25 protein-coding genes are annotated in these 26,613 nt (G+C 58.7%); 14 read left to right on the top strand and 11 right to left on the bottom strand.

The window, feature by feature from the left end; translation table 11 throughout:
- On the bottom strand, positions 1-1,209 hold the full coding sequence (gene coaBC, locus EQV96_RS15680) for a bifunctional phosphopantothenoylcysteine decarboxylase/phosphopantothenate--cysteine ligase CoaBC (protein ID WP_094999723.1): 1,209 nt from the start codon (positions 1,207-1,209) through the stop codon (positions 1-3).
- A gap of 122 nt (positions 1,210-1,331) precedes the next feature.
- Here coaBC and radC point away from each other — a divergent pair, with 122 nt between their 5' ends.
- A complete protein-coding gene (radC, locus tag EQV96_RS15675) occupies positions 1,332-2,006 on the top strand; it encodes a DNA repair protein RadC (RefSeq protein ID WP_095017867.1) in 675 nt (224 codons plus the stop codon).
- A gap of 3 nt (positions 2,007-2,009) precedes the next feature.
- Here radC and EQV96_RS15670 read toward each other — a convergent pair whose 3' ends face one another.
- Positions 2,010-3,596, bottom strand: coding sequence for an ABC transporter substrate-binding protein (locus tag EQV96_RS15670; RefSeq protein ID WP_094999725.1), 1,587 nt, complete (start codon positions 3,594-3,596; stop codon positions 2,010-2,012).
- 512 nt (positions 3,597-4,108) lie between these two features.
- On the opposite strand from EQV96_RS15670, the gene rpmB reads away from it, so the two are divergent.
- Complete coding sequence (rpmB, locus tag EQV96_RS15665) at positions 4,109-4,342, top strand: 50S ribosomal protein L28 (protein WP_019410280.1); 234 nt, start codon at positions 4,109-4,111, stop codon at positions 4,340-4,342.
- An 11-nt stretch (positions 4,343-4,353) separates the two neighbouring features.
- A complete protein-coding gene (gene rpmG / locus EQV96_RS15660; protein WP_003437824.1) occupies positions 4,354-4,509 on the top strand; it encodes a 50S ribosomal protein L33 in 156 nt (51 codons plus the stop codon).
- Between the two features lie 70 nt (positions 4,510-4,579).
- On the opposite strand, the gene EQV96_RS15655 is transcribed toward rpmG, so the two are convergent.
- Together EQV96_RS15655 and EQV96_RS15650 are read right to left on the bottom strand one after the other, a co-directional pair.
- Positions 4,580-4,873, bottom strand: coding sequence for an I78 family peptidase inhibitor (locus EQV96_RS15655; protein ID WP_094999726.1), 294 nt, complete (start codon positions 4,871-4,873; stop codon positions 4,580-4,582).
- A gap of 211 nt (positions 4,874-5,084) precedes the next feature.
- On the bottom strand, positions 5,085-5,447 hold the full coding sequence (locus EQV96_RS15650) for a cupin domain-containing protein (protein ID WP_094999727.1): 363 nt from the start codon (positions 5,445-5,447) through the stop codon (positions 5,085-5,087).
- Positions 5,448-5,616: 169 nt separating this feature from the next.
- Between EQV96_RS15650 and EQV96_RS15645 the strand changes: the two genes are divergently transcribed.
- The gene (locus EQV96_RS15645; RefSeq protein WP_094999728.1) at positions 5,617-7,110 is read left to right on the top strand and encodes an aldehyde dehydrogenase; all 1,494 of its coding nucleotides are present in this window, start codon (positions 5,617-5,619) and stop codon (positions 7,108-7,110) included.
- Between the two features lie 246 nt (positions 7,111-7,356).
- Here the strand turns inward: EQV96_RS15645 and EQV96_RS15640 are convergent, their stop codons facing one another.
- Positions 7,357-8,907 (bottom strand): phospholipase D family protein, encoded by a 1,551-nt coding sequence (locus tag EQV96_RS15640; RefSeq protein WP_240882175.1) that lies wholly within the window; start codon positions 8,905-8,907, stop codon positions 7,357-7,359.
- Between the two features lie 32 nt (positions 8,908-8,939).
- Positions 8,940-10,361 carry a PLP-dependent aminotransferase family protein gene (locus EQV96_RS15635; protein ID WP_094999730.1) on the bottom strand — a complete coding sequence of 474 codons (1,422 nt, stop codon included), beginning with the start codon at positions 10,359-10,361 and terminating at the stop codon, positions 8,940-8,942.
- Between the two features lie 169 nt (positions 10,362-10,530).
- On the opposite strand from EQV96_RS15635, the gene EQV96_RS15630 reads away from it, so the two are divergent.
- Entirely contained in the window at positions 10,531-10,764 is a 234-nt protein-coding gene (locus EQV96_RS15630) for a DUF1127 domain-containing protein (RefSeq protein WP_094999731.1), read from the top strand.
- A 31-nt stretch (positions 10,765-10,795) separates the two neighbouring features.
- On the opposite strand, the gene EQV96_RS15625 is transcribed toward EQV96_RS15630, so the two are convergent.
- A complete protein-coding gene (locus tag EQV96_RS15625; RefSeq protein WP_095020510.1) occupies positions 10,796-12,097 on the bottom strand; it encodes an FAD-binding oxidoreductase in 1,302 nt (433 codons plus the stop codon).
- Positions 12,098-12,244: 147 nt separating this feature from the next.
- Here EQV96_RS15625 and EQV96_RS15620 point away from each other — a divergent pair, with 147 nt between their 5' ends.
- The gene (locus tag EQV96_RS15620; protein ID WP_003437837.1) at positions 12,245-12,598 is read left to right on the top strand and encodes a YkgJ family cysteine cluster protein; all 354 of its coding nucleotides are present in this window, start codon (positions 12,245-12,247) and stop codon (positions 12,596-12,598) included.
- Positions 12,599-12,688: 90 nt separating this feature from the next.
- On the opposite strand, the gene EQV96_RS15615 is transcribed toward EQV96_RS15620, so the two are convergent.
- Positions 12,689-13,177, bottom strand: a complete 489-nt coding sequence (locus EQV96_RS15615; RefSeq protein WP_016782681.1) for an Lrp/AsnC ligand binding domain-containing protein — start codon at positions 13,175-13,177, stop codon at positions 12,689-12,691.
- 155 nt (positions 13,178-13,332) lie between these two features.
- On the opposite strand from EQV96_RS15615, the gene dadA reads away from it, so the two are divergent.
- From dadA to EQV96_RS15585, 6 genes are all read left to right on the top strand, one after another.
- A complete protein-coding gene (gene dadA, locus EQV96_RS15610; protein WP_029611630.1) occupies positions 13,333-14,634 on the top strand; it encodes a D-amino acid dehydrogenase in 1,302 nt (433 codons plus the stop codon).
- The gene (locus tag EQV96_RS15605; protein ID WP_095038491.1) at positions 14,606-14,959 is read left to right on the top strand and encodes a RidA family protein; all 354 of its coding nucleotides are present in this window, start codon (positions 14,606-14,608) and stop codon (positions 14,957-14,959) included. The genes dadA and EQV96_RS15605 overlap by 29 nt, the downstream gene beginning before the upstream one ends.
- Before the next feature lie 100 nt (positions 14,960-15,059).
- Entirely contained in the window at positions 15,060-16,133 is a 1,074-nt protein-coding gene (gene alr / locus EQV96_RS15600; RefSeq protein WP_094999734.1) for an alanine racemase, read from the top strand.
- 127 nt (positions 16,134-16,260) lie between these two features.
- Positions 16,261-16,809, top strand: coding sequence for a cupin domain-containing protein (locus EQV96_RS15595; RefSeq protein ID WP_016782677.1), 549 nt, complete (start codon positions 16,261-16,263; stop codon positions 16,807-16,809).
- Positions 16,810-16,989: 180 nt separating this feature from the next.
- Entirely contained in the window at positions 16,990-17,403 is a 414-nt protein-coding gene (locus EQV96_RS15590) for a c-type cytochrome (RefSeq protein ID WP_094999735.1), read from the top strand.
- 115 nt (positions 17,404-17,518) lie between these two features.
- Positions 17,519-19,447, top strand: coding sequence for an acetyl-CoA hydrolase/transferase C-terminal domain-containing protein (locus EQV96_RS15585; RefSeq protein WP_240882174.1), 1,929 nt, complete (start codon positions 17,519-17,521; stop codon positions 19,445-19,447).
- An 82-nt stretch (positions 19,448-19,529) separates the two neighbouring features.
- Here EQV96_RS15585 and EQV96_RS15580 read toward each other — a convergent pair whose 3' ends face one another.
- Both EQV96_RS15580 and rep read right to left on the bottom strand, forming a co-directional pair.
- The gene (locus EQV96_RS15580; protein ID WP_016782674.1) at positions 19,530-20,102 is read right to left on the bottom strand and encodes a xanthine phosphoribosyltransferase; all 573 of its coding nucleotides are present in this window, start codon (positions 20,100-20,102) and stop codon (positions 19,530-19,532) included.
- A gap of 56 nt (positions 20,103-20,158) precedes the next feature.
- Positions 20,159-22,168 (bottom strand): DNA helicase Rep, encoded by a 2,010-nt coding sequence (gene rep, locus EQV96_RS15575; RefSeq protein ID WP_016782673.1) that lies wholly within the window; start codon positions 22,166-22,168, stop codon positions 20,159-20,161.
- Positions 22,169-22,429: 261 nt separating this feature from the next.
- On the opposite strand from rep, the gene EQV96_RS15570 reads away from it, so the two are divergent.
- Positions 22,430-24,097, top strand: coding sequence for a bifunctional diguanylate cyclase/phosphodiesterase (locus EQV96_RS15570; protein ID WP_094999737.1), 1,668 nt, complete (start codon positions 22,430-22,432; stop codon positions 24,095-24,097).
- A gap of 45 nt (positions 24,098-24,142) precedes the next feature.
- On the opposite strand, the gene EQV96_RS15565 is transcribed toward EQV96_RS15570, so the two are convergent.
- Positions 24,143-25,540 carry a NorM family multidrug efflux MATE transporter gene (locus EQV96_RS15565; RefSeq protein ID WP_138738390.1) on the bottom strand — a complete coding sequence of 466 codons (1,398 nt, stop codon included), beginning with the start codon at positions 25,538-25,540 and terminating at the stop codon, positions 24,143-24,145.
- Positions 25,541-25,692: 152 nt separating this feature from the next.
- Between EQV96_RS15565 and EQV96_RS15560 the strand changes: the two genes are divergently transcribed.
- A complete protein-coding gene (locus EQV96_RS15560; protein WP_094999739.1) occupies positions 25,693-26,613 on the top strand; it encodes a LysR substrate-binding domain-containing protein in 921 nt (306 codons plus the stop codon).

Below are 26,613 nucleotides of genomic sequence, written 5' to 3'. Positions count from 1 at the left end.
TTAAACCTGGTTCAGACGTTCGGCGATAAAAGTGACCAGTTGGCGGGCAATCTTGCCCTTGCTGGTCTGGGCAAATACGGTGGCGTGCAGTTCGCGATCGATCACGCTGCAGGCGTTCTCTTCGCTGTTGAAACCGATGCTGGGGTTGGCCACATCATTGGCGACAATCAGGTCGAGGTTTTTGTCTTTGAGCTTGCGCGCAGCGTAATCGAGCAAGTTCTCGGTTTCTGCGGCAAAGCCGACACTGAAAGGGCGATCAGGGCGTGAAGCGATAGTGGCCAGAATGTCTGGATTGCGCACCATTTGCAGCAACAGGCCGTCACCCTTGGTAGGGTCTTTCTTTAGTTTTTGCGGGGCAATGACTTCTGGGCGGTAGTCTGCAACAGCAGCAGACGCTATAAACACGTCACAGGGGATCGCCGCCTCACAGGCTGCGAGCATGTCACGGGCACTGACCACGTCGATACGGGTCACGCGATCCGGGGTCGGCAGGTGTACCGGGCCGGTAATCAGGGTCACACGGGCGCCGGCTTCCACTGCTGCTTCAGCCAGGGCGAAGCCCATTTTTCCGGAGCTGTGGTTGGTGATGTAGCGCACCGGGTCGATGTTTTCCTGGGTAGGGCCTGCGGTGATCAGCACGTGCTTGCCGGTTAGCACCTGACGCTGAAAACACTCGGCGGCGCAGCTCACCAGATCATCCGCCTCGAGCATGCGGCCAAAGCCCACGTCGCCACAGGCCTGGCTTCCGGAGGCCGGGCCAAACACGCGCAGGCCGCGGCTTTCGAGCAACCGGGTATTGGCCTGGGTGGCTGGGTCGCGCCACATGGCCTGGTTCATCGCCGGAGCGATGGCAACCGTGGCATCCGTGGCGAGCACCAGGGTGGTCAGCAGGTCATTGGCCAGGCCTTGGGCAAGGCGGGCAATCAGGTCAGCGGTTGCAGGTGCAATAAGTACCAGGTCGGCCCACTTGGCCAGCTCGATATGCCCCATGGCCGCTTCAGCCGCAGGGTCGAGCAAATCCAGATGAACGGGGTGCCCGGACAGCGCCTGCATGGTCAGAGGCGTGATGAATTCGCTGCCGCCACGGGTCATGACAACCCTTACTTCCGCGCCTTGGTCCAGTAGACGGCGAACCAGCTCTGCACTCTTGTAAGCCGCGATGCCGCCGCCGACGCCCAAAACAATGCGTTTTCGATACAGCCGCTGCATAGGCCTGCCTTTTAGTTCGATGATGACTGCGCAGAAAATGGCCAAATGCCGCGCAAAAATGATGGGCTAAGATAACACAGCGCCTGCCAGGGAACAGCGGCGCCCATTTACAAGGAGGTGTTATGAGCATTCGAGATTGGCCTGCGGCGGAGCGCCCGCGGGAGAAGCTTTTGCAACACGGATCAGGCAGTCTTTCAGACGCCGAACTGCTGGCAATCTTCTTGCGCACCGGGGTTTCGGGCAAAAGTGCAGTCGATCTGGCGCGCCATCTGCTCAGCGAGTTTGGCAGCCTGCGGGCCTTGCTCGAAGCCGATCTGCGCGCATTCTGTCTCCCGCTCGGGCTGGGCCCGGCCAAGTTCAGCCAGTTGCAGGCCGTACTCGAAATGAGCCGCCGCCACCTGGCCGAACGCTTGCGCCGCGACAGCGCGCTGGAGAGCCCGCAAGTCGTTCGGGATTATCTCAAGTCATTGCTGCGTCATGAGCCACACGAAGCCTTCGGCTGCCTGTTTCTGGACTCCAGGCACCGCATGCTGGCCTTCGAGGTGCTGTTCAGGGGCTCGATAGACAGCGCCAGTGTCTACCCGCGCCAGGTGGTCAAGCGTGCCCTGGCGCACAATGCGGCAGCGGTGATTTTCTGCCACAACCATCCCTCGGGCATCAGCGACCCCAGCCAGGCTGACCGCACGTTGACCAAGCGCCTGATCCAGGCACTTGATCTGATCGAAGTGCGGGTGCTGGATCATTTTATAGTCGGTGACGGCCAGCCGCTTTCAATGGTCGAGCGCGGCTGGATGTAAGGCTCAGGGCTTAACGCTGACTGTTGAAAAGTCTTGGCGCCCAAACGGACTCACCTGATATCCCTGTACGTCTTTACGGGTCAGTGCGTAGGCCGTTGGATGGGCCAGCGGTAGCCACAGCGCCTGTTGCTGGATCTGCGCTTGCGCCTTTTGATACAAAGCACTGCGTTTGTCCTGATCGGTCAGGGTTTTGCCCTGGCTGATCAAACCGTCCAGCGCCTTGTCGCAATAACGCGCAAAGTTGGTTCCGGATTTCACTGCCGCACAGGAAAACTGCGGCGTGAGGAAGTTGTCCGGGTCACCGTTATCGCCTGCCCAGCCCATAAACAGCAGGTCATGCTCGCCAGCCTTGGCGCGACGGATCAGCTCGCCCCATTCGATCACCCGGATATCGGCCTGGACACCCACCTTGGCCAGGTCGGCTTGCAGCAACTGCGCGCCAAGGCTCGGGTTGGGATTGAGCACGCTGCCTGTCGGGCGCGTCCAGATCGTGGTTTTGAAGCCGTCTTTCAGACCCGCCCTGGCCAGTAATTCACGGGCTTTTTGCGGATTGTGGGCATAGCCCGGCAAGTCTTTGGCATAACTCCAGGTGGTCGCCGGGTAAATACCGTTGGCCGCTTGGGCGCTGTTTTCAAACACGGCCTTGAGATAAGTGTCCTTGTCGAAAGCCAGATTGATGGCCTGACGTACCTCGGGTTTATCCAGCGGTGGATGCTGGCTATTGATGGCCACAAACGCGGTCATGAAGGCCGGGGTCTGCGCTACAGCCAGCGCTGGATCCTTGGCGGCAGCTGCGACGTCCAGCGGCTTGGGCGAGAGAGCAATCTGGCATTCATTGCGACGCAATTTTTGCAGCCGCACGTTGGCGTCCGGGGTGATGGCAAAAATCAGCCCGTCAACGGCTGGCTTGCCGGCAAAGTAGTCCGGGTTGGCCTTGTAGCGCACCACCGCGTCTTTCTGGAAACGGTTGAATACAAAAGGCCCGGTACCTATCGGCTGGCTGTTCATCAGCTCCGGTGTGCCTGCTTTCATCAGCTTGTCGGCATATTCAGCCGAGTAGATCGAGGCAAAGCCCATGCTCAGCGCTGGCAAGAAGGTCGAATCAGGGCGACTCAGGGTGAAGCGCACGGTCAGCGGATCCGGAGTTTCAATTTTTTTGATCAGCTCAGGCAACTGCAAGGATTGCGCGTGGGGAAAACCGCTTTGCGCCACCTTGTGCCATGGGTTGGCAGGGTCAAGCATGCGTTCGAAGCTGAAACGTACGTCATCGGCATTCAACTCACGGCTTGGGGAAAAATAAGGCGTGCTGTGGAACTTGATCCCGGGGCGCAGCTTGAAATCGTACACAAGACCATCAGGGGACACTGACCAGCTTTGCGCCAGTGAAGGCACCAGCTTCGCGGCTTTAGCGTCAAAGTCCAGCAGGCGGTTCATCAGCACGTCTGCCGAGGCATTGGTGGTACTGAGCGAGTTGTACTGCACAACGTCGAACCCTTCAGGGCTGGCCTCGGTGCAAACGCTCAAGGTGGCCGCGTGTACGAGCGGGCTCAGGCAAAAGGTGAGCAAAAAGGGGACGGCAGCGAGGCGCATGATCTGTTTCCTGTACAAGTCGATAAGGCCCATCTGCAAGTGCAGTCTGGAAAAGTCTTACCCTAGTGTTCTGGTACTCAAATGACCACTTTTTAATGGCATTCGACATCCTGTAGTCGCTGTCGCAGGCCGGGAAAGGGCTTCCAGGGCCTTGAGCAAGCGTGAAAAGGTGACCACTACGTGCTGGATCGCAGCCTTCGGCAGCGGCTACGAGCGGGCACCAGCCCCCGAAACCTTTCACCCAGCGACGAGCGGTAAAACGCCACAAGGCATAGACGCCGCGCGGATTGGCGTTAAAATGGCGGCTTCATTAATTACACCAAATCACACTGCTTGTTGTTGCTCTTTAGTCTTTCTGGTATAAAGCAGCGCTCTTTTCTAGGGGCCCGGTTCCTGCGTTTGTAGGTGTAGCCGGTAAGACCCTTAAAGAAACGCGGCGCCTGGCGCCATGACTGAGAGATTAAGCGGCCAACCCATGCCGGGTTGGGCATGTGGTTTTAGAGGGCTGAGGCATGTCGAGAGTCTGTCAAGTTACCGGTAAGGGTCCGGTGACTGGGAATAACATTTCCCACGCAAATAACAAAACCCGTCGTCGTTTCCTGCCGAACCTGCAGCATCACCGCTTCTGGGTTGAAGAAGAGAAACGTTTCGTACGTCTGCGCGTATCTGCTAAAGGCATGCGTATCATCGACAAGCGTGGCATCACTGTCGTGCTGGCCGAAATCCGCCGTGCTGGCAAGATCTAAGGGAGCTAATCATGCGTGAATTGATCCGTTTGGTGTCGAGCGCTGGTACAGGCCATTTCTACACCACTGATAAGAACAAGCGCACCACTCCGGACAAAATCGAAATCAAAAAATTCGATCCGCGGGTTCGCAAGCACGTGATCTACAAAGAAGCCAAAATCAAGTAATTGGTTTTTCTTCTTACGAAAAAGGCCCATATCTCACGATACGGGCCTTTTTTGTGCGCGTTTTTCAGCCCTAGCCGCACATATAGCTCTGCATAAGGTTGTTTTCGTCGACGACCACGCGAAGGCGGTCTGCGTTGTGCTCTCGGGTGTAGCCTATGCCCGGCCTCTCGACACGCAACTCGGTTGCCCCGGACTCCCGGCGCAGCATCTCCAGCAAAGCAGGCGTCGCCTCAGGCGCAACCAGAAAATTGATCGCAACCGTTTTGCACTTGCCGTCCTCCTCAGCCATCGCGGGCATGGAGCAAAACCCCAGCAGGACGCTGGTGGTCAACAACAGGCGTTTCAAAGTATTCAGACTGGACATGGGTCTTCCCTGTTTTCAGATAAATGAAATAACGCTGCGGGCCTGCTCATTCCTTAAGTGCCCGGCGTTCTCTCAAGACTGGCTCACATTGACGCGAAGGGCGCTGGCGACGTATTTCTGAATTTGTAGCCTGTAGCCCTGGAGGGCAGGCATAAAAAAGCCCCGCCATCAAAGCGTGGCAGGGCTTGTTGAAGGCTCTGGATCAGCTGTCTCAGGCCTTGCTCTCAAAGACTACGTAAATTTTCCGACAGGGCTCCAGCACTTCCCATGTCCCTTTGAATCCCGCGGGGATGACAAAGCGATCGCCGGCGCGCAGGGTCTTGGCGTTACCTTCATGGTCACGCAAAACGGAAACGCCCTGCACGATCTCGCAGTATTCGTGCTCGGTGTAATTGACGGTCCACTGGCCCACAGCTCCTTCCCACACCCCGGCGTTCATTTGCCCACAGGGGCTGTCGTAGTGGTTGTGGATAACTTGCTCAGGGTTGCCTTTAAGCACCTTTTCCGGGGCCGGGCTAAAACGTTCAGCCTGGGTATTGGCAGTGCTGAAGTCGACTACGCTTGCGATGCTCATCTTTGTTATCCCCCCGAAATTGCGGCATGTGTGGTCAGCAAAATTAAAGTCTATGTTTATTAAAACGAACAAGCCATGGTGTTTACGCCACCTGTGTCAAATATATTGAAAGTTCCAGGGCCACTGGTTTAGGGTGGCGCTTCCATTTCAACAAGAGGAGGACACTCGAATGACCACCCTGACGCGTGCTGACTGGGAACAACGGGCCCAACAGCTGAAAATCGAAGGTCGCGCCTTCATCAACGGTGAATACACCGATGCGGTCTCCAATGAAACGTTCGAGTGTCTGAGCCCGGTCGATGGCCGTTTGCTGGGTAAGGTTGCCAGCTGCGACAGCGCTGACGCCCAGCGCGCCGTGGAAGTGGCCCGCAAGACGTTCGAGTCCGGCGTCTGGTCCCGCCTGGCTCCGGCCAAGCGCAAAGCCGCAATGATCCGCTTTGCCGGCCTGCTCAAGCAAAACGCCGAAGAACTGGCCCTGCTTGAAACCCTGGACATGGGCAAGCCGATCAGTGACTCCCTGCACATCGATGTGCCCGGTGCTGCCGGCGCGCTGAGCTGGAGCGGCGAGGCCATCGACAAGATCTACGACGAAGTCGCCGCCACCCCGCACGACCAACTGGGCTTGGTAACCCGCGAGCCGGTGGGCGTTGTCGCTGCCATTGTGCCGTGGAACTTCCCCCTGATGATGGCCTGCTGGAAACTGGGCCCGGCCCTGTCGACTGGTAACTCGGTCATCCTCAAGCCGTCCGAAAAGTCCCCTCTGACGGCTATCCGTATCGCTGCGCTGGCCGTTGAAGCCGGCATTCCAGCGGGCGTCTTCAACGTGCTGCCAGGCTACGGCCACACGGTCGGCAAGGCGCTGGCCCTGCATATGGACGTCGATACGCTGGTGTTTACCGGTTCGACCAAAATCGCCAAGCAGCTGATGATCTACGCTGGCGAGTCCAACATGAAGCGCATCTGGCTTGAAGCCGGTGGCAAGAGCCCGAACATCGTTTTCGCTGATGCGCCGGATCTGCAAGCGGCTGCCGAAGCCGCTGCCAGCGCCATTGCCTTTAACCAGGGTGAAGTTTGCACCGCGGGTTCGCGCCTGCTGGTGGAGCGCTCGATCAAGGACAAGTTCCTGCCGCTGGTGATCGACGCCCTCAAGGGCTGGAAGCCCGGCAACCCGCTGGACCCGGAAACCACCGTGGGCGCGCTGGTGGATACCCAGCAAATGAACACCGTGCTGTCGTACATCAAGTCCGGCCATAGCGAAGGCGCAAAACTGGTAGCAGGCGGTAATCAAATTCTGCAAGAAACCGGCGGCACCTACGTTGAACCGACCATTTTCGACGGCGTCAGCAATGCGATGAAAATCGCTCAGGAAGAAATCTTCGGCCCGGTATTGTCGGTTATCACCTTCGACAGTGCCGAAGAGGCCATCAAGATTGCCAACGACACGCCATACGGCCTGGCGGCAGCCGTCTGGACGGCCGATATCTCCAAGGCTCACCTGACCGCCAAGGCCCTGCGCGCCGGTAGCGTATGGGTCAACCAATACGATGGCGGCGACATGACCGCGCCGTTTGGTGGCTTCAAACAGTCGGGCAACGGCCGTGACAAGTCTCTGCACGCGTTTGATAAATACACCGAGCTGAAGTCCACCTGGATCAAGCTGTAATCCTCTAAACGCAACACCCTGTGGGAGCGGGCTTGCCCGCGATGACAGCACCGGGTCTGATTGACAGACCGCGGTGCCTTCATCGCGAGCAAGCCCGCTCCCACAATGGTTTTTACACCACATAATTGGAGCACAGACATGCGTTGGGCGACTTGTTTCGCCGTGCTGGTCGCATACGTCTATAGAATCGCCGTCGATCAGCTCCCTCTCCCTCCGGGAGAGGGTTGGGGAGAGGGCAGCCGCCAATCAGAGCATTTTTTCCAGCCCCACACTTTTGCTGAACCAGGCATTGAGCCGGCGCCACCAGTTGCCCGGTTCATGATGCAAAGTGTGCAACTGGCCATTGTCTTCGGTCACCCAGACCATCTTGCCCTGCTCCAGTTTCGGCTCATAACTCAAGGCCGGGGCCATGCCCTGCAACGCCAGTTTGCGGGCCTCGGCGGCCAGCTCGGGGCTGTCCACCAGCACGCCGACTTCGGTGTTCCACAAGCCTGAGCGCGGATCGAAATTGAACGAACCGATAAAGGATTTTTGTTGGTCGAAAATCATCGCCTTGCTGTGCAGGCTTGAATCCGAACTCATCCCCGGCTTGAACCAGTGCGGGCCGCTGCCGCCGCTGGTGCCCGGCTGGCGCCGCAGTTCAAAGAGCTTGACCCCATGCTCCAGCAGTGCCTTGCGATACGGGGCATAACCGCCATGCACCACGGGTACGTCCGTGGCCTCCAGCGAGTTGGTCAATAAACGTACATCAACCCCGGCATCGGCGCGGCCCGTGAGGTACAGCAGCCCGGTTTCACCCGGTACAAAGTAGGCTGAAACCAGAATCAGCTCCTGATTCACTCCCGCCAGTTCCGGCGCCAGTTGTGTGGTCAGCAGTAGATGCGGGTCAGGCTCATCCCGGGCCAGCACCTTGCTCGGAGCATCCCACAGCGCCTGATTCCAGGCCCAGATCAGCTCCTTGCGCCACACGTCGAGCTGCGGGCGGGTTTCGTATGAGGCCAGCTCCTGATAGAGCGCCGGGTTGCGTTGCTGCGCACGCTTGAGCGAGGTCTCCAGTTGTTTGCGCGCCTTGCCCAGCTCCTGCTCAGAGAGTTGCGAGGAGACAAAATCACCAATCGGCTGGCTCAGAGCACTGTTCCAGTACTGATCGAAGCTGTGCCCCAACTGCTCGGCCACCGGGCCGACGCCAAGCAGGTCGATATCGGTAAAATTCAGCTCCGGCTTGGCATCGAAGTACTCATCGCCCAGATTGCGCCCGCCCACGATCGCCGCACTGTTATCGGCTAGCCAGAGTTTGTTGTGCATGCGCCGGTGCTGGCGCGAGAGGTTGAACAGCCGTCCCATCGCCCGGGTTACACCCGTTCCACGGCCCAGTTGCAGGGGGTTGAACAGGCGAATCTGGATATTGGGATGAGCGGCGAGGGTGGCCAGGATATCGTCCAGGCCATCACTGGCGGTGTCATCGAGCAGGATGCGCACACGCACGCCGCGATCTGCGGCCTTGAGCAATTCGTCAATCAGCATGCGCGTACTCAAGCCGTCGTGGACGATGTAGTACTGCAGGTCGAGGCTGGTTTGCGCGTTGCGAATCAACTCGGCCCGGGCCCTGAAGGCTTCGCCGCTGTTGGGCAGCAGCCTGAACCCCGAGCGACCTTGATACGGCGCGGCCTGGGCCTGGATCGAGCGGCCAAAGGCCGAGTCTGCGGCGGGTAACGCCTGGGTGGGTTCACGGGGTACGTCCAACGTGGCACAGCCTCCCAGCAAGACGACTAAAAACAATGCGCAAAGTGATTTCAACGGGTAAAGCCTCGGGCCAGACGTCACTGGAGTTAAACGGTATCTGCCAGCAGTTTACTGGCTGCCATACCCACTTTGCGCACCGCTTCTTCGATCTGCGGCGTAGGCTTTGCAGCGTAGTTCATGCGCAAGCAATTACGGTACTTGCCCGAAGCCGAAAAAATACTGCCCACCGCGATCTGCACGCCCTGGTCCAGCAACATGCGGTTGAGGCGCAGGCTGTCGAAGCCGTCAGGCAGCTCAAGCCACAGCATAAAGCTGCCCTGGGGCCTGCTGGCACGGGTGCCGGGCGGAAAGTAGCGGCTGATCCAGCCCAGCATCAGGTCGCGATTGCGCTGGTATTGGCTGCGCATTTTGCGCAGGTGCGGCTCGAAATGACCGTTTTTCAGGAAGTCGGCAACCGCCAGTTGCGGCTGCGGTGCGCAAGAGCCGGTGCTGATGTATTTCATGTGCAGCACCCGCTCCAGATAACGCCCCGGCGCCACCCAGCCAACGCGCAAGCCGGGGGCCAGGGTTTTGGAGAATGAACTGCACAGCAGGACACGACCGTCATCGTCGAAGGACTTGATGGTTCGCGGGCGAGGGTAGGTGTAGGCCAGTTCGCCGTACACATCGTCTTCAATGATCGCCACATCAAAACGTTGGGCCAGGGTCACCAGCGCCCGCTTGCGGGCTTCGGGCATGATGTAGCCCAGTGGGTTGTTGCAACTGGGGGTGAGCTGGATAGCCTTGATCGGCCACTGTTCCAGGGCCAGTTCCAGGGCTTCGAGGCTGATGCCGGTCAGCGGATCGGTAGGGATCTCCAGGGCCTTCATCCCCAGGCCCTTGAGGGTTTGCATGGCGCCATGAAAGCTTGGCGAGTCGACCGCGACGATATCACCCGGTTCGCACACGGCTCGAATACTGCACGACAAGGCCTCATGGCAGCCCGTGGTGATTACCAGATCTTCTGCGCCCAACTGGCAGCCCGAATCGAGCAACAACCGCGCCACCTGCTCGCGCAGGCCGAGTACCCCGTAGACGTTGTCGTAATACAGACCGGGCAAGTCCAGGCGCCGGCTGATTTGCGCCAGGCTGCGCAACAGCGGCTTGATGGTTGGCGTGGTGACGTCCGGCATGCCGCGCCCCAACTGGATCACGTCCTTTTGCGGCACTGAGCGAACCAGTTCCAGCACTTGCTCCCACTGTGAAATTTCCACGGGTCGCTGGGCAGGTTTACCCATGCCCGGCAGGGCGGGCAGCTCACGCTCCATCGGCACGAAGTACCCGGACTTGGGCCGCGGCGACGCCAGGCCATTGTCCTCCAGCAAGCGATACGCCTGCTGCACCGTACTCAGGCTCACACCATGCTCGGCGCTTAGCGCCCGCACCGACGGCAAACGGTCGCCAGGGCGATAAAAGCCCTGCTCGATGCGCGTACCGAGCAGGTCGGCGAGGTTGACATAAAGGGTCATGGCAGAACTCCCGAAGGGTGGACCAGTACAGATGGGGCGTAAACCAAGGATTCAGCGCCTGAAATGGCAGATCTGTATGTATTTAAAAAGACTTTGCTGAATCTGTCATGGTTTCCAGCGCACGGCCATCATGCTGACTCATGGCAATCGAGTCAAAAGGAGCTGTCTGATGAATGGTTTGAGCGATGTGCGCCTGACGCTGCACAGCCAACAATTACTGGCTGAGCATGAAGCCCGTCAAGTCACCAGCACCCCGGCCGGTCTTGGGGTGTGGGGGCTGTTCTGCCACCGTGCTCGCAGTCGCCGGATGCTGCTGAACCTGGACGAACAGCAGCTGCGCGATGTGGGGTTGACCCGCGAAATGGCCCGGCAGGAAGGCTGCAAGCCATTTTGGCGTTCGTAACCAAACCTGCGGCAGCGGCTACAGGTTTGAATCAGCGCAGCTCTTTTAACCGGTGCCACAGCATCCCCAGCGCCAGCAATGGCGAACGCAGGTATTTGCCACCCGGGAAGGTGATATGCGGGACCTTGGCAAACAGATCAAAACCGTCACTGTGCTGGCCACTGATAGCTTCGGCCAGCAACTTGCCCGCCAGGTGGGTGGCGTTAACCCCGTGCCCTGAATACGCCTGGGCGTAATACACATTGGGATGCTCTTGCAGGCGGCCGATCTGCGGCAGGCGGTTGGCACCAATGCCGATCATGCCGCCCCACTGGTAGTCGATTTTCACGTCTTTAAGATGCGGGAACACCTCGAGCATTTTAGGACGCATGTACGCGGCAATATCCTGCGGATCCCGCCCAGAATAATGACAGGCCCCACCGAATAACAGACGCCGATCTGCCGAAAGACGGTAGTAGTCCAGCGCCACGCGCTGGTCGCACACGGCCATGTTCTGTGGCAGCAAGGCGTGAGCCCGGGCTTCGCTCAACGGCTCGGTGGCAATGATGTAGCTGCCCGCAGGCAGCACTTTGCCGCTTAGTTGCGGGTTGAGGTCCTTGAGATAGGCGTTGCAGCCCAGTACCAGACTTTTGGCCCGCACTGAGCCCTGGGCCGTGTGCACCCGTACTTCAGGGCCATAATCGATGCGGGTTACTGCGGAGTTTTCAAACAGCTTTACACCCAGTTGCGCAGCGGCCGCCGCTTCGCCCAGCGCCAGATTCAGCGGGTGCAAATGACCCGAGCCCATATCGACAAAGCCGCCGACATACCGGTCCGAACCCACCACGCTGTGCACTTCGTTGGCCTGCAACAGACGGGTTTCATGGCGATAACCCAGATCGCGCAGCTCCTGGGCCTCTTCAGCAAAACCTTCAAGGTCACGGGGTTTGTTGGCCAGGTCGCAATAGCCCCAGGTCAGGTCACAGGCAATATTGAAACGCTCGACGCGCTGGCGCACGATTTCCACCGCCTCCAGCCCCATCAGCTTCATTTGCCGCACACCGTCCTTGCCGATGACGCCTTCAAACTGCTCAACACCATGGCCGACCCCGCGAATCAGTTGCCCGCCATTGCGCCCGCTGGCGCCCCAACCGATCTTGTGCGCTTCCAGCAAGACCACGCTCATGCCGCGCTCGGCCAGCTCCAGCGCCGTATTCAGGCCGGAAAAGCCACCGCCCACCACACACACATCCGCCACCAGCTCGCCCTGCAACACCGGATGATCGGGTTGTGGCAGGCTGCTGGCGGCGTAATAAGAAGCGGTGTGCTGGCTGCGCTGAACAGGGGCGTTCATGTGCGTAATCCTGATTATTGATGTTTGGAAAATTTGACGGAGCATAAGCCGTGCCATTCCCGTGGGGCAAGAACAGCCGAATGGCCCTGTCTAGGGCAGGGGTTTTCAGGCAGACTCTGCGGCCTTTTCTCAATCGGTACGTTCTGGATGAGCTGTAACAGTCACAAGATCCGCTTTCTCAGGCAGCAAATCCCCTCGTTCGAATGCGTGCCGGGTTGCCATGACTGCTGCGGGCCTGTGACCACTTCATCCGAAGAAATGGCCCGCTTGCCGCGCAAGACGGCTGCCGAACAAGAAGCAGCAATGGATGAGCTGAACTGTGTGCATCTGGGGCCCAATGGCTGCACGGTGTATGAAGAGCGGCCATTGATCTGTCGGTTGTTTGGCACTACCCCCACCTTGCCGTGCCCCAACGGTCGACGCCCGGTAGAGATGATTCACCCCAGCGCAGAGAAGCTGGTGCATGAGTACATCGCCAGTACGCGGCAGGTGCTGGTCTAGATCAAGAGCCCCCTCACCCTGACCCTCTCCCGGAGGGAGAGGGGACTAAAGGCAAAAGCCGGTCTGCGCAGCCCCTCTAAGGGAAAGCCGTCAATCCGCAATCGGCAGATTCAGGCTCTCTTTGACTTCTTCCATCACGATATAGCTTTTGGACTCACGCACGTGGGGCAGCTTGAGCAAGATGTCACCCAGCAGCTTGCGGTAAGAAGCCATCTCGCTGATCCGCGCCTTCACCAGATAGTCGAAGTCCCCCGACACCAGATGACACTCCAGCACATGGGGCAACTTCAACACGGCGCGTCGGAATTCATCAAAGGTATCGCCTGATTTGTAGTCCAGGCTGATTTCCACAAATACCAGCAGGCTGCCCTGTAAATGTTGCGGGTTCAGCCGGGCGTTGTAGCCCATGATGATCCCTTCACGTTCCAGCCTGCGCACTCGTTCTGTGCAGGGAGTGGTCGACAACCCAACCTTCTCTCCCAGCTCGGTAAACGAGATGCGGCCATCGACCTGGAGGATGCGCAAAATGTTGCGATCTATCTTGTCCAATTCACGCTTTGTTTGATGATTTGTACGCATAGGAGATTCTCCTCCGTGAAAAGGGTTATGCCCGAGAATTGTCGCCAAATATAGCTTCTTATACAGTGAATACCACTGCTCAATGCTTCATATACTGCGCTCATCTTTGCATCGAACAATAAACGTCTGCGGCTGGCCGCGATGAGGGAATGAATATGCGAGTTATGGTATTGGGTGGCGGCGTTATTGGTACTGCCAGCGCCTATTATCTGGCCCGAGCCGGTTTTGATGTGGTTGTCGTGGACCGTCAGCCAGCCGTTGCAATGGAAACCAGCTTTGCCAACGCGGGCCAGGTGTCCCCGGGCTACGCTTCGCCGTGGGCCGCACCGGGCGTGCCGCTCAAGGCGATCAAGTGGTTGCTCGAACGCCACGCACCTCTGGCCATCAAGGCCACGACCAGCATTGATCAGTACCTGTGGATGGCACAGATGCTGCGCAACTGCACCGCCAGCCGCTATGCCGTGAACAAGGAGCGCATGGTTCGCCTGTCCGAGTACAGCCGTGACTGCCTCGACGAACTGCGTGCCGAAACGGGTATTGCCTACGAAGCCCGTAACCTCGGCACCACACAACTGTTCCGCACTCAGGCCCAGCTCGATGGCGCCGCCAAGGACATCGCTGTCCTGAAAGAATCCGGTGTACCGTTCGAACTGCTCGACCGTGCCGGTATTGCCCGGGTTGAGCCCGCACTGGCCAGCGTGACCGACATTTTGGCCGGCGCCCTGCGCCTGCCCAATGACCAGACTGGCGACTGTCAGATGTTTACCACCCGCCTGGCTGAAATGGCCAAAAACCTGGGTGTTGAGTTCCGCTTCGGCCAGGATATCCAGCGTCTGGACTACGCAGGTGATCGCATCAATGGCGTGATGATCGACGGCAAACTCGAAACTGCCGATCGTTACGTACTGGCACTGGGCAGCTACTCGCCGCAAATGCTCAAGCCACTGGGCATCAAGGCGCCGGTTTACCCGCTCAAGGGCTACTCGCTGACCATTCCGATTACCAATTCGGACATGGCACCGACCTCGACCATTCTCGATGAGACCTACAAGGTCGCGATCACCCGTTTCGACAACCGCATTCGCGTTGGCGGCATGGCTGAAATCGCCGGTTTTGACCTGTCGCTGAACCCGCGCCGACGCGAAACCCTGGAGATGATCGTCAACGACCTTTATCCTCAGGGCGGTGATCTGAGCCAGGCCAGTTTCTGGACCGGCCTGCGCCCGACCACCCCGGACGGCACGCCGATTGTAGGCGCAACCCCGTTCAAAAACCTGTTCCTGAACACCGGGCATGGCACACTGGGTTGGACCATGGCCTGCGGTTCCGGTCGTTTCCTCGCGGACGTAATGGCCAAAAAGACCCCGCAAATCAGCGCCGAAGGCCTTGATATTTCCCGCTACGGCAACCACCAGGAGACTGCAAAACATGGCAATCCAGCGCCAGCTCACCAATGAACGCATGAGCCAGATCGTTACCCATAACGGCACTGTCTACCTGTCCGGGCAAGTCGGCGACGACATGAACGCCGGGGTCGAGCAACAGACCCGTGAAACACTGGCCAATATCGAGCATTTGCTGGACCTGGCGGGCTCCGATAAAAGCCGTATCCTGTCGGTCACTATCTACCTCAAAGACATCGATGCCGACTTTACCGGCATGAACAGCGTCTGGGACCAATGGCTGCCCAAGGGTGTAGCGCCGGCCCGCGCAACTGTCGAGGCCAAGCTGTGCGAGCCCGAAATCCTGGTTGAACTGTCTGTTGTGGCAGCATTGCCGTAAGTTTTTTGATCACGTAACAGTCCCTCTTGCGGTGCAGCACGCAGTTCACGCTGCGGGTGTGCACCGTTTTTTATTCTTTTGCCGTTAGAAGCCCGCCGCCATGCGCCCAGCCCGTGCCCTGATCGACCTCCAAGCCCTGCGTCACAATTACCAACTGGCCCGTGAAGTCACGGGGGCCAAGGCCCTTGCTGTGATCAAGGCCGATGCCTACGGCCACGGTGCCGTGCGCTGCGCCCAGGCTCTTGAGGCCGAGGCTGACGGTTTTGCCGTGGCCTGTATTGAAGAAGCACTGGAACTGCGCGCCGCCGGTATTCGCGCGCCAATCCTGCTGCTGGAAGGTTTTTTTGAAGCGGATGAACTGCCACTGATCGTCGAACATGACTTTTGGTGTGTGGTGCATTCGCTGTGGCAGCTTGATGCCATCGAGCAGGCCCGACTCGCCAAACCCATCCATGTGTGGCTGAAACTGGACAGTGGCATGCACCGCGTTGGCTTGCACCCCAACGATTACAAGGCCGCTTACCAGCGTCTGCAGGCCAGTGCCAATGTGGCGAAAATCGTGCTGATGAGCCATTTTGCCCGTGCCGATGAGCTCGATTGCACTCGAAGCGTAGAGCAGGTTGCTGTGTTCCTCGGCGCTCGCGCCGATTTGACGGCAGAAATCAGCTTGCGCAACTCGCCGGCCGTACTCGGCTGGCCACGCGTGCCAAGTGACTGGGTACGCCCGGGCTTGATGTTGTATGGCAGCTCGCCATTTGACGAGCCACAGGCCACTGCCTCTCGCTTGCAACCGGTGATGACCCTGGAGTCCAAAGTGATCTGCGTGCGCGAACTGCCCGCCGGTGAGCCAGTGGGCTACGGTGCCAGGTTCATCACCCCAAAACCCATGCGAATCGGCGTGGTGGCCATGGGTTATGCCGACGGCTACCCGCGCCAGGCACCCACCGGTACCCCGGTATTTGTGGATGGTGTGCGCAGCCAGTTGCTGGGTCGTGTGTCGATGGACATGCTGTGCATCGACCTCACCGATGTGCCGCAAGCGGGCCTGGGTTCGACGGTCGAGTTGTGGGGTAAAAACATTCTCGCCAGCGAAGTGGCCACTGCAGCAGATACCATTCCTTACCAGATTTTCTGCAACCTCAAACGCGTTCCACGGCTCTATTCCGGTAACTGATGGGTTGTATCCAATATGCGGGGGCGAATGGGCGTCCGGGTTTGAAGTCGAAGTGTTGTAAATACTGAACGCTATCGCCATGATGGCGGCTTCTCGACCCGAATCTGACCCCCAGGAGGCTCCCGCATTGGACGTCGGTGAACGACTGCAATCCATCCGCAAACTCAAAGGCCTGTCGCAGCGTGAACTCGCCAAGCGCGCGGGCGTCACCAACAGCACCATTTCGATGATCGAAAAGAACAGCGTGAGCCCGTCCATAAGCTCCCTGCGAAAAGTGCTGAGTGGCATCCCCATGTCCATGGTCGAGTTTTTTTCCGAAGAAATCCTTCAAGAAAACCCAACTCAAATTGTCTACAAAGCCAATGAGCTGATCGACATTTCCGACGGTGCGGTGACCATGAAACTGGTGGGCAAGGCACATCCGAGCCGGGCCATTGCCTTTCTCAACGAGATTTATCCACCGGGTGCCGATACCGGGGACGAAATGCTGACCCATGAAGGCGAAGAAACCGGGATTTTGGTGGAAGGTCGCCTAGAGTTAACCGTGGGTCTTGAGACCTTCGTGCTGGAAGCCGGTGACAGCTATTATTTCGAAAGCTCCAAACCACACCGCTTTCGTAATCCGTTCGACGTCGCGGCGCGACTAATCAGCGCAGCCACCCCGGCGAATTTCTAAGAACAGAGGCGCCCTGTCTGCTTGCAGAGGCACCCGTAGATGCATTTCGCCAGCTCTATTCCCCCTTTGTCTTTAGGGTTGTTTCAGAGAGGCGGGCTAACCGTTATACTTTCGCCGCCCGCGAAACCGTGGTTGTGGGCGTGAATAGCCACCATTGAGGGTGAACGCGTGAACCTAATTATGAAAATGCTGGCCGTACCAGCAGCAGTAGTGGCCCTATGGGCAGTCAACGCTCAGGCAGCAACGAACGATGACATCGCAAAACGTCTTGAGCCAGTGGGTAAGGTCTGTGTACAAGGGCAAGAATGCAAAGGGATGGACGTAGCAGCCTCGGTGGGCGGCGGCGGTGGCATGACCCCCGACGACATTATTGCCAAGCATTGCAGTGCATGCCACGGCACCGGCCTGTTGGGCGCACCGAAAATCGGTGACACCGCGGCCTGGAAAGAGCGCGCCGATCATCAGGGCGGCCTTGATGGCATCCTGGCCAAAGCCATCACCGGTATCAACGCCATGCCGCCAAAAGGCACTTGCATGACCTGTACCGATGAAGAGCTAAAAGGCGCCATCGAGAAAATGTCCGGTTTGAAATAACCCGACCTTCTCTGAAAAAGCCGCTGATGGGCGGCTTTTTTGTGCCCGAAATTTGAGCTCGTCCGCGTCCTCTGCGCTATCACGTCTATATTCAAGACTGGATAAGGAGGATCAGATGGTGCAGTCCTGTTCGATCGAACGCGCAGTCGATGATGTGCTGGCGCGATTACCGATGCATATTCACCTTGGCCTGCCGCTGGGCTTGGGCAAGGCCAACCGCTTCGTCAATGCGCTGTATCAGCGGATCAGGCAGCTGCCCGAACGCCAACTGACGATCTATACCGCTTTGAGTCTGGGCCGCCCCCCACTTGGGGACGGACTGCAACGGTTGTTTCTGGAGCCTTTTGTCGAGCGGGTATTTGGCGATTACATTGAGCTGGATTACCTGGCCGACCTGCTTCACAACAGCATGCCCACCAACATCCACGTCGAGCAGTTCTTTTTGCAGCCGGGCAGTTTGCTCAACAGCCCGCCTGCTCAGCAGGATTACGTCAGCAGCAATTACAGTCACGCGGCCCGCGACATCAATGCCAGCGGCCTGAACCTGGTGGCCCAACTGGTTGCTCGACACCCCGAGGATGCCGCGCGTCTGAGCTTGAGCTGCAACCCGGATATTACCCTCGATTTGTTGCCCATGATTGCCAAGCGGCGTGCGGCGGGCGAGACCATTCTGATACTGGGCCAGGTACATGGTGACCTGCCTTATATGCCCGGCGACTCGGAGCTGAGTATCGACGATTTTGATCTGTTGATTGACGAAGATGAGCACACTACGTTGTTTTCAACGCCCAGCATGCCGGTCAATCTGCAAGACCATATGATCGGCCTGCATGCCAGCACCCTGATACGCGACGGCGGCACCCTGCAGATCGGCATTGGCTCGATGGGTGATGCCCTGAGTGCAGCCCTGCTCGCACGCCAGGGTGACAACGAGGGCTACCGCGACCTGCTCGACGCTATCGATATCACCCCGTGGCGCAAGCTGATCGAGCAACAAGGTGGCGTCGAGCCATTTGCCCGGGGCCTGTATGGTTGCAGCGAGATGTTTGTCCACGGCCTGATGGTGCTGGCCGATGCCGGGATTGTGCGACGCAAGGTCTACCCCGATGCCGACAGGCAAGCCCAGGCCAATGCGGGCACCCTGGATGAAAGCTTGCAGGGTGACGGGGTCAGCATCCACGGCGGTTTTATCCTCGGCCCCCGCGATTTTTACCAGCGGCTAAGGGAGTTGCCCCACAGCAAGCGCCTTGAATTCAATATGACCGCCATCAGCTATATCAACGAACTATACGGCCAGGAAGAGTTGAAACGCCTGCAACGGCGTGATGCGCGCTTCGTCAACAGCGCATTCACCGTGACCTTGCTCGGTGCCGCCGTGGCTGATCAGCTCGAAGACGGCCGGGTGCTGAGCGGGGTCGGCGGGCAATACAACTTTGTTGCCCAGGGCCATGCCCTGCATGACGCACGCTCGGTGATCATGTTGCGCAGCTGGCGAGAGTCGGGCGGTGACGTAAGTTCCAATATTGTCTGGGAATACGGTCACTGCACCATCCCGCGGCATTTGCGCGACATTGTGGTCACCGAATACGGGATTGCTGATTTGCGCGGCAAAACCGACAGCAAAGTCATCGAGGCGCTGCTCAACATCACCGACTCGCGCTTCCAGACCGAACTGACCACCCAGGCACAACTGATGGGCAAGCTGCCCAAGGACTTTCGCCTTGATCCACGTTTTGCCGACAACAGTCCGCAGCGTTTGCAGGAGATCGCCGACCGGCACCCGCATTTGTTCCCGGAATACCCGCTGGGCAGTGATTTCAGCGCGCAGGAGCAAGACCTGCTGCGAGCGTTGAACTGGCTTAAAAGCAAATTCAAGCTCACGCAGATGTACCAACTGGGCAAGGCTACGCTGGACGCGCCTTCGCCCCAGGCATTCCCCGAACACCTGGAGCGCATGCAGCTCGCACAACCCGACGGGTTGCGCGATGAGCTGTACCAGCGTTTGCTGCTGGCAGGGCTGCAGGCAACCGCGAAAAGCAATTGACGCGCCTTTCGTAGCAGCTGCCGCCAGGCTGCGTTCGGCGGCGCAGCCTTCGTGCCTCGGCAGCTGCTACGGACTGAAAGGGTTACTCGATAAAGGTCACTTTACCGCCCGCCAGGGATTTGACCCGGGCCAGGGATTCAACGCGGTAGCCCTGTGCATCCAGCTCGGCACGGCCGCCCTGGAACGACTTCTCGATCACGATGCCCAGACCGGCCACGGTGGCGCCAGCTTGCTTGATGATCGAAATCAGCGCTTGCGAGGCCTTGCCATTGGCCAGGAAGTCGTCGATCACCAGCACGCGGTCGCTGCTTTGCAGGTGGCGCGGGGAAATCGCAACGGTGCTTTCAGTCTGCTTGGTGAACGAATACACCGTGGCCGACAGCAGGTTTTCAGTCAGGGTCAGGGACTGGTGCTTACGCGCAAAAATCACAGGTACACCCAAGTTCAAGCCAGTCATCACAGCAGGGGCGATACCCGATGCTTCGATAGTGACGATCTTGGTGATGCCCGAATCCTTGAACAAACGCGCGAACTCGTCGCCGATTTCCTTCATCAGCTGAGGATCGATCTGATGGTTCAAAAAGGCGTCGACTTTCAAAACCTGATCGGAAAGCACGATGCCTTCTTCGCGAATTTTCTTGTGCAGTGCTTCCAACGTAACGTCCTCAAATAGCGCTTTTGCGCTGAAGGTAGAGTAAAAAATAGTCGATTTTAGCGTTTTAGCATCGCGCGTATATCAGCCAGTGCTGTATTGCCGCGAACCGCTTTAACTTCGGTGGGGGTGTCATCGTTGCCTTCCCAGGCCAGATCGTCCGGGGGTAACTCATCGAGGAAACGGCTCGGCGCACAGTCAATGATCTCGCCGTACTGTTTACGCTTGGCGGCAAAGGTGAATGCCAGCGTCTCACGGGCACGGGTAATGCCCACATAGGCCAGGCGCCGTTCTTCTTCAATGGTGTCTGCTTCAATGCTGGAGCGGTGCGGGAGGATTTCTTCTTCCATGCCCATGATGAACACGTAAGGAAATTCCAGACCCTTGGAGGCGTGCAAGGTCATCATCTGCACGCCTTCGGCACCGTCTTCCTCTTCCTGCTGGCGCTCGAGCATGTCGCGCAGCACCAGTTTGCCGATGGCTTCCTCGATGGTCATGGCGCCGTCTTCGTCTTTTTCGAGGGTGTTTTTCAACGCCTCGACCAAAAACCAGACATTGGACATGCGGTAGTCCGCCGCCTTGTCGCTGGAGCTGTTGGTGCGCAGCCAGTTTTCGTAGTCGATGTCCATGATCATGCTGCGCAGCGCTGCAATCGGGTCTTCGCCCGAGCAATGCTCACGTACACGGTCCATAAAGCGCTTGAAACGTACCAGGCGGTCAGTGAAGCGTGCGTCCAGATGTTCGCCCAGGCCGATTTCATCGGTGGCGGCATACATCGAGATTTTTCGCTCGGTCGCGTAGTTACCCAGCTTTTCCAGGGTAGTCGAACCGATCTCGCGACGCGGGACGTTGATCACGCGCAGGAAGGCGTTATCGTCATCCGGGTTTACGATCAGGCGGAAGTAAGCCATCAGGTCTTTAACTTCCTGACGTCCGAAGAAGCTGTTGCCGCCCGACAAACGGTACGGGATCTGATGGTGCTGCAGCTTCAATTCGATCAGTTTGGCTTGATAGTTCCCGCGGTACAGGATCGCGAAGTCGCTGTACGGTCGATCGGTGCGCAGGTGCAGGGTGAGGATTTCGACGGCCACTCGCTCGGCTTCGGCGTCTTCGTTGCGGCAGCGGATCACCCGCACTTCGTCGCCGTGGCCCATCTCGCTCCACAACTGCTTTTCAAACTCGTGCGGGTTGTTGGCAATCAAGATATTGGCGCAGCGCAGAATACGGCTGGTGGAGCGGTAGTTTTGCTCCAGCATCACCACTTTCAAGGACGGGTAATCATCCTTGAGCAGCATCAGGTTTTCCGGGCGAGCGCCGCGCCAGGCGTAGATCGACTGGTCGTCGTCACCTACCACGGTGAACTGGTTGCGCTTGCCGATCAGGTATTTAACCAGCAGATACTGACTGGCGTTGGTGTCCTGATATTCGTCCACCAGCAGGTAACGCACCTTGTTCTGCCACTTTTCCAGAATGTCGGCATGTTCTTCGAACAGCTTGACCGGCAGCAGGATCAGGTCGTCAAAGTCCACCGCGTTGTAGGCCTTGAGCGTGCGCTGGTAGTGGGTGTAGACGATGGCTGCCGTCTGCTCCTTGGGGTTGCGCGCGTTTTCCAGAGCCTGGGGCGGCAGGATCAGGTCGTTTTTCCACGAGCCGATCATGTTCTTGATTTCGTCGACCCCGTCGTCGCCCGAATATTCCTTTTGCATGATGTCGGCCATCAGCGCCTTGACGTCAGCCTCGTCAAAGATCGAGAAGCCGGGCTTATAGCCCAGCCGCGCGTGCTCCTTGCGGATGATGTTGAGGCCCAGGTTGTGGAACGTGCACACCGTCAAGCCGCGGCCTTCACCCTTTTTAAGCAGGGTGCCGACACGCTCTTTCATCTCGCGGGCGGCTTTGTTGGTAAAGGTCATGGCGACGATGTATTGGGCACGGATGCCACAGTTCTGGATCAGGTGCGCGATTTTGCGGGTAATCACGCTGGTTTTGCCGGAGCCTGCGCCGGCGAGCACCAATAGAGGGCCGCCGACGTAGCTCACGGCTTCTTGCTGCCGGGGATTGAGTCGGGACATGACGAGATCAGGGGTCGTTTGTAAAAAGGGCGGGCATTTTAACAGGCTGAGCAAATATTGCTGCCTCTGTGCGACGGTGTGACATGCCACATCCTTTAAATTTACTGCTTTTGTTACTTTCGCACAGGATGTAAAGAGTATTTCCAGCTACCGTAGGGTTAATGCAGCAAATAAGTATTTGATAACCAGTGTCATTGCCATTGGTTGCCGGCACGTCATAATGCCCACTGCCCGAATTTTTGCAGAGTCTAGGGAGCTAGCTTGTCTACGCCTGTCGAACCCTTGCGTTTGCTGCTATTGGCCGAAGAGCCATCTTGGGCAGCGTTGTTGCGCGAGTGTCTGGCGCCAATGGGAAGTGCGGCCGTCCTGATATGCGCGCCGAGCTGGGAGTCTGTCAGCCATCTGTTCGAAAACGATCGCAATGCGCTGCTCCTGACGACCCCGGCCCTGCAACCCCCAGCGGGCCGCTGCCGCCTGCCCACGGTTTTGCTGCTCGACAGCGAGCCTGATAGCGCTCCAGCGGGCGTCAGCGACTGGCTGGTCGGCGCCAGCCTGACGGGCGATGTACTGCGCCGCTGTCTGCGCCATGTGCGTGAACGCGGCCTGCTGGAACACACCTTGCAGCGCCTCGCCGAAGAGGATCCACTGACCGGCATTGCCAACAGGCAAGGCTTCCAGACCCTGCTGGCCGTGCGTCTGGCCGAAAGTGACGGCCGTGGCATTGCCCTGGGCCATCTGGACCTGGACAACTTTCGTCACGCCAACGATGCATTGGGCCATCAGGCTGGCGACCGCCTGATCCTGCAAGTAGTGGCGCGCCTCAAAAGCCAGCTTGAAGCGGGTGACCAACTGGCCCGTCTTGGCAGTGATGAATTCGCCCTGTTGATCAATACCCATCGCGCGCCCGAGCGTGCCGAATGGATGGCCGAGCGCATTACCGAGGTGATGGCCGAGCCCTACTGGGTCGACGGCGAAAGCCTGTTGATCGGCTGCAGCCTGGGTATTGCCCATGCCCGCGCCAACGCCGGGGCCGACCCGTTGATGTGGCACGCGCACATTGCCATGCAACAGGCCAAAAGCACCCAGGGCTGTACCTTCCACGTATTCAACGAGCGTATCAATCGCAATGCCCGCAGCCTGGCCGACCTCGAAAGCGAGTTGCGCCGGGCGTTGCGCCGTGACGAACTGGAACTGCATTACCAGCCGCGCCTGGATCTTGGCACGGGGCAGATCGTCGGGCTGGAAGCGCTGGTGCGCTGGCGCCATGCCGAGCGTGGCCTGTTGGCTCCGAGTGAGTTCGTGCCTTTGGCCGAGCAAAGCGGGCTGATTGTGCCGCTGGGGTACTGGGTTATCTCCCGTGCCCTGCGGGATATGCAGGCGTTGCGCGAACGCGGGCTTGAGCCGCTGCACATGGCGGTCAACCTGTCGTTTCGCCAGTTTCAGGACAGCCAGTTGCTTTCGACCCTCAGCCGCCTGATCAGCGAACGCGGCGTAGAAGCACAGTGGCTGGAGTTCGAGCTGACCGAAACGGCCGTGATGCGGCGCAGTGATCTGGTCAAACAGACCATGGATGCCCTGGGCCGACTGGGTGTGCGTTTTTCGCTGGATGATTTCGGTACGGGTTTTTCATCGTTTGTGCACCTCAATAGCCTGCCGATTACGCTGCTCAAGATCGACAAAAGCTTTGTGGGCGGCATGGAAAGCCGCGAAGAGAACCGCAAACTGGTCCACGCCATGATCAACCTGGCCCACAACCTGAAACTGGAAGTGGTTGCCGAAGGCGTCGAAACTCCCGAACAGCTTGCTCTTTTGCGTGATTTTGGCTGCGATCAGGTGCAGGGCTACTTCATCAGCAAGCCGCTGCCGCTGGCCGAACTGGTGGAGTATTTGACGTTTGGGGCCGGGCAGCAGGTGCCAATTGCGCTCTAGGGCTTAAGAAAAACTTCCGTAGCAGCCTCGTTCCTTCGGCAGCTGCTACACAGCTACGCCCGCCATTTTCGCCGCCTTGCGCTCCAGCTTGATCATGCGCCGTACCTTCCACTCGAACGCCAGGGTCAAGCTGATCGCTGCACAGGCCAGGCCCGTCGCCAGCCCCCACCAGACACCTGCCGGGCCCCAACCGAAGGTAAAGGCCAGCATCCAGGCCATTGGCGCGCCAATCACCCAATAGCAGAACAGCCCCACCAGAAAGGTGGTCTTGGCATCCTTGAGCCCGCGAATCGCGCCCATGGCGATGGTTTGTGCGCCATCAAACAGCTCAAACCATGCCGCTACCGCCAGCAGGCTGACGGCCAGCTCAAATACCGGACGGAATGCAGGGTCGTTGTAATCGAGGAACAACCCCACCAGATCCCTTGGCCAAAACCAGAACACCACGGAAAACCCGAGCATCACACATGCACCAAAACCGATACCGACCCGTCCTGCCAGCCGCGCCCGCTGCAAGTCACCACCACCATAGTGCTGGCCAATACGCATGGTGATCGCGTACGACATGCCTGCAGGTACCATAAATGCCACCGATACGATTTGCAGTGCGATCTGGTGCGCTGCCAGCTGTGTGCTGCCCATGGTGCCCATGCACAGTGCTGCGAAGGCAAACAAACCCACTTCCACGGCATAGGTCCCGCCAATCGGCAGGCCGAGCCGCCACAGTTCCCGCAGATAAGTCAGATTGATCCGCGACAGGCCCTTGCTGATCGGGTACGCGTTGTAGGCCGGATGCCGATGGATATGCCAGGCCAACCCCAGCGCCATGCAGGTCGCCACAATCGCCGTGACCAGGCCGATACCCATCAAGCCCAGTTTTGGCAGGCCGAACATGCCGGTAATCAGCGCGTAATTGAGCACAAAGTTGGCCACGGTACCGATCAGGCTGATCACCATCACCGGTGTGGCCCGGCCCATTGCACTGGTAAAGCCGCGCAGGGCCATAAAAGTCATATAGCCGGGCAGGGCAAACGGTAGCAGCAGCAGAAACTGGCCAGCCGCTTCAACGTTGGTGGGCGTCTGACCAAACAGCAACAACAGCGGTTTGATATTCCACAGCATTACCGCGCCGCCCAGCGCCAGTGCCCAGGCGAGCCACAACCCGGCCTGGGTTAGACGGGTCGCCCCTTCGATATCCCCTGCGCCCTGGCGAATCGACACCAGCGTGCCCACGGCAGCGATGACGCCAATGCAGAAAATCGACACGAACGAGTAGCTGGCCGCTCCCAGGCTCCCGCCAGCCAGAGCCTCCGGGCTCAAGCGCGCCATCATCAGGGTATCGGTGAGTACCATCAGCATGTGAGCCAGCTGCGAAGCGATCAGCGGCCCGGCCAACCTCATAATGGCCGAGAGTTCGATACGTGCAGGATGCTGTTTGGTCATTGTAGAAATTTCTATAGGTGCGTTGAAAGGCTTGATTCTCGGCGCGTTGAGTGTTTTAAGCAAAGGGATAAAAACGATCATTGGCATGATTTAAACTCATGGTTGATCTTGCCTTCTGTGCCATCACCTTTTGAGCTATAGGAATATGAGTAATGGCTCGTAGCCTTCCTCCGCTTTACGCCTTGCGCGCCTTTGAGGCTGCAGCTCGCCATAGTTCATTCACCCGGGCGGGAGAAGAGCTGTCCATTACCCAGAGCGCTGTCAGTCGCCATATCAAAACCCTGGAAGCGCATTTCGCCTGCCGGTTATTTCAGCGCAGCGGGCGCAGCCTGCAACTCACCGAAGCCGCGCGCTTGCTGCTGCCGGGAGTGCGCGAAGGCTTTGCCGCCCTGGAACGCGCCTGTACTACCTTGCGCGCCGAAGATGACATCTTGCGCATGAAAGCCCCCTCGACCCTGACCATGCGCTGGTTATTGGCCCGCCTGAGCCGCTTTCGCCACTTGCAGAGCGGCAATGAGGTGCAACTGACCAGTGCCTGGATGGACATTGACCATGTGGATTTCAATCACGAGCCATTCGACTGTGCAGTGCTGTTGAGCAACGGCCACTTTCCGCCTGACTGGGAGGCCACGCTGCTGTTCCCGGAGATGCTGATCCCGGTCGGTGCGCCCGCCATTCAGGGCGACGCGCCATGGGACGTCACACGCCTGGCGAGCACTGAGCTGCTGCACCCTACGCCTGACCGCCGCGACTGGCGGCGTTGGCTCGACTGCATGGGCCTGGGCGGGCAAGTGTCACTCAAGGGCGGGCAAGTTTTCGACACCCTGGAGCTGGGCATGATTGCCGCCGCCCGGGGCTACGGCATTTCCATGGGGGATTTGTTGATGGTGGCCGAAGACGTTGCCCAGGGGCGCCTGAGCCTGCCGTTCCCTGCTGCCGTGGCCAGCGGCGATAATTACTATCTGGTTTGGCCCAAGACCCGTCCCGGGGGCGAGCGTTTGCGTCGGCTCAGCGACTTTTTGCAGCAGGAAGTCGCCGCCATGGTGTTGCCAACCGTTGAGCAGTTGCACTGA

Source organism: Pseudomonas sp. TMW22080 (genome assembly GCF_022496745.1).
In the GTDB taxonomy this organism is placed as follows: domain Bacteria; phylum Pseudomonadota; class Gammaproteobacteria; order Pseudomonadales; family Pseudomonadaceae; genus Aquipseudomonas; species Aquipseudomonas bubulae.
Note: the sequence above shows the minus strand (reverse complement) of the source record. Positions and strands in the feature narration are given on the sequence as shown.